General features: G+C 43.5%; 3 protein-coding genes and 1 pseudogene. 2 read left to right on the top strand and 2 right to left on the bottom strand.

The genetic code is table 11. From position 1 onward, the window contains the following. Window positions 1-168 precede the first annotated feature (168 nt). A complete protein-coding gene (locus tag BIZ39_RS21375) occupies window positions 169-408 on the bottom strand; it encodes a hypothetical protein (RefSeq protein WP_187448046.1) in 240 nt (79 codons plus the stop codon). Between the two features lie 81 nt (window positions 409-489). Next, window positions 490-972, bottom strand: coding sequence for an RDD family protein (locus BIZ39_RS21370; protein ID WP_222936746.1), 483 nt, complete (start codon window positions 970-972; stop codon window positions 490-492). A 186-nt stretch (window positions 973-1,158) separates the two neighbouring features. On the opposite strand from BIZ39_RS21370, the gene BIZ39_RS21365 reads away from it, so the two are divergent. Both BIZ39_RS21365 and BIZ39_RS22575 read left to right on the top strand, forming a co-directional pair. Then, on the top strand, window positions 1,159-1,566 hold the full coding sequence (locus BIZ39_RS21365) for a S24 family peptidase (protein WP_187448045.1): 408 nt from the start codon (window positions 1,159-1,161) through the stop codon (window positions 1,564-1,566). Next, window positions 1,566-2,094 (top strand): annotated as a pseudogene (locus tag BIZ39_RS22575) (DNA polymerase V subunit UmuC); the annotation flags it as partial. The gene BIZ39_RS21365 and the pseudogene BIZ39_RS22575, both read left to right, overlap by 1 nt.

Below are 2,094 nucleotides of genomic sequence, written 5' to 3'. Positions count from 1 at the left end.
AATCTTCTAGTAGATATATGAAAGCACGCCCTGAGCATGATGCATGTTTAAGCTGTGCATTGTGTTCGAGCTTCAAGTACCAAGGTCCGGTTTACGTACACAAGAGACTCTCAGATTTGATTTAGCTCTGCTTATGAAAGTGTCAGGTTAAGTGGCAACTAATCCATATCACTTCAGCTTAATTAATGAACCGGTTTCTGTTCGTGGTTTGTCCCAGTAACTTATCCAATTGACAATCGATTCAACAACGTTACCTGCAGCGCTACATCCCCAGGTTTCACCATACGGGGTTATACCCCAAAACATGCCATCCTCTTCAGTGAGGTCTATCCAGCACCCATTATTAAAAACTAAGGTACCACCGATGTTTTTCTTAACATGGTCTTCTAATGAAATGTTAACTCTCATGCGATGGCACCGCTCCGCGCTATTTTGCTTAATTTTTTCTTTATCGCATTACTTATGGAAACGACGGCATTTTTAAAACCTCTACCGTGTAAAACTGACGTCATTGACGCGTCGTTCCTGAGGACGCACAACCAGGGTCTTAGCTAATTTGTCATGGAATGCTTGTTTCTTGGGGTCCCAAATCACCCATAGGTAGCCAACGAAAAGGGGGAGGGTCGATAAAATGTAGGCAAAGTATCGAATTACAGCCTGTTGCAACGTTGGTTTAGCGCCAGTTTCAGCATCGACTACGCAAAGGTTTAGCGCAATCTTTCCCGGGGTCGCTGATTTATACACCCAAAACGCGACAGTAGCGACAAACGGGAACACAAAGCTGATAATAAAATCCGCAACTCCCATTATGGTCGCTCCCGATGTCCAATAGGCGCCGCCATATATCCCGTAAAGTAATGGGGTCGTTATAAGTAGCAGTATGCCGGTGTCGATTAACGCTGCGCCAAACCGCTCACGAAAGCCCGCGAGTTCATATTTCCTTTCTGTGTTTTCCATACTTGTGTTTTCCATGTTTTCTTCCTTTCCAAAGTATTTATACCATAAGTTAATGTGCTAATTTTTATGTTTTAACCGACAAAATGTAGCGCTCACAAGGTATTACTTAGATCATTTTCACCTGAGATAAACGAATGTAATTTGACGGCTATCATCGATTGAAAATACAATAACTGTATATTTGTACAGCTTTAGAGTGTTATGAAGGTTATCCCAGTAAAAGCGCAAGCAGGATTGGTAGGATTTGAAAGCCCTGCTGCTGAATACATTGAAATGGAATTGAGTTTAGATGAACTGCTTATCGATAAACCCTCTGCCACATGGATAGGCGTAGCACAGGGGAATTCAATGGAACTGGATGGCATTTTCGATGGCGACATACTTGTTATCTCAAGAGCGCAACAAGTAAAGCATATGTCCATCATCGTGGCTGTGTTAAATGGGGTATTTTGCTGCAAGAAAATTGATATAGAGCGAAGGGCCCTTATTTCGTCTCAGGTTGGTGCTAAACCCTATTTCATCAAAGAAGGGGATGATTTCTCGCTCGAGGGCGTGGTGACTCGTTCGGTTAGGATCCACACGCCACTTAATAAGAAAATTGGGGCGTGATGTACTTTCTCTGCGATGCCTCTGGCTTTTACAGTAGTGCTGAAAAGGTGATGCGACCTGATCTTAGAAATAAGCCCGTAGTCACCCTTAGCAATAACGACGGTTGCATAGTCGCGGTTTGCCCTATTGCCAAAAAGCTTGGCATTAAGAAATTTGTTCCGTACTTCCAAGTTAAGGATTTGATTAAAAAGCATGGCGTAGTGGTGACCAGTTCTAACTACGCTTTATCATTCGCTTAGCACCAAGATGATGGATACTATCAGCCAATTCGCTGATGATATTTATGTCTATTCCATTGATGAACTATTCGCCCGATTTGATACGCATCTTTCCCATGATAGCTGGCTGGATTTAGGAAGAGATATCAGGCGTACAGTATGGAAAGAGGTTCGCTTACCAGTTGGGGCAGGCGGGGGGATGACACCCACACTTGCTAAAGCAGCCAGTCATGCCGCAAAGCGCATTTCTGGCTACAACGGTGTCGCTGTAATAGACAGCGAGCAAGAGCGTATCAACATCCTTAAACAA

It is taken from the genome of Alteromonas sp. BZK5, assembly GCF_014349115.1.
In the GTDB taxonomy this organism is placed as follows: Bacteria; Pseudomonadota; Gammaproteobacteria; order Enterobacterales; family Alteromonadaceae; genus Alteromonas; species Alteromonas macleodii.
The sequence above is the reverse complement of the archived record's forward strand: the minus strand, read 5'-3'. Positions and strand labels throughout refer to the sequence as shown.

What these genes read in the sequence shown, in the direction of transcription:
- BIZ39_RS21375 (WP_187448046.1), bottom strand. Translation starts at nt 408, where the DNA reads ATGAGAGTTAACATTTCATTAGAAGACCATGTTAAGAAAAACATCGGT.
- BIZ39_RS21370 (WP_222936746.1), bottom strand. Translation starts at nt 972, where the DNA reads ATGGAAAACACAAGTATGGAAAACACAGAAAGGAAATATGAACTCGCG.
- BIZ39_RS21365 (WP_187448045.1), top strand. Translation starts at nt 1,159, where the DNA reads ATGAAGGTTATCCCAGTAAAAGCGCAAGCAGGATTGGTAGGATTTGAA.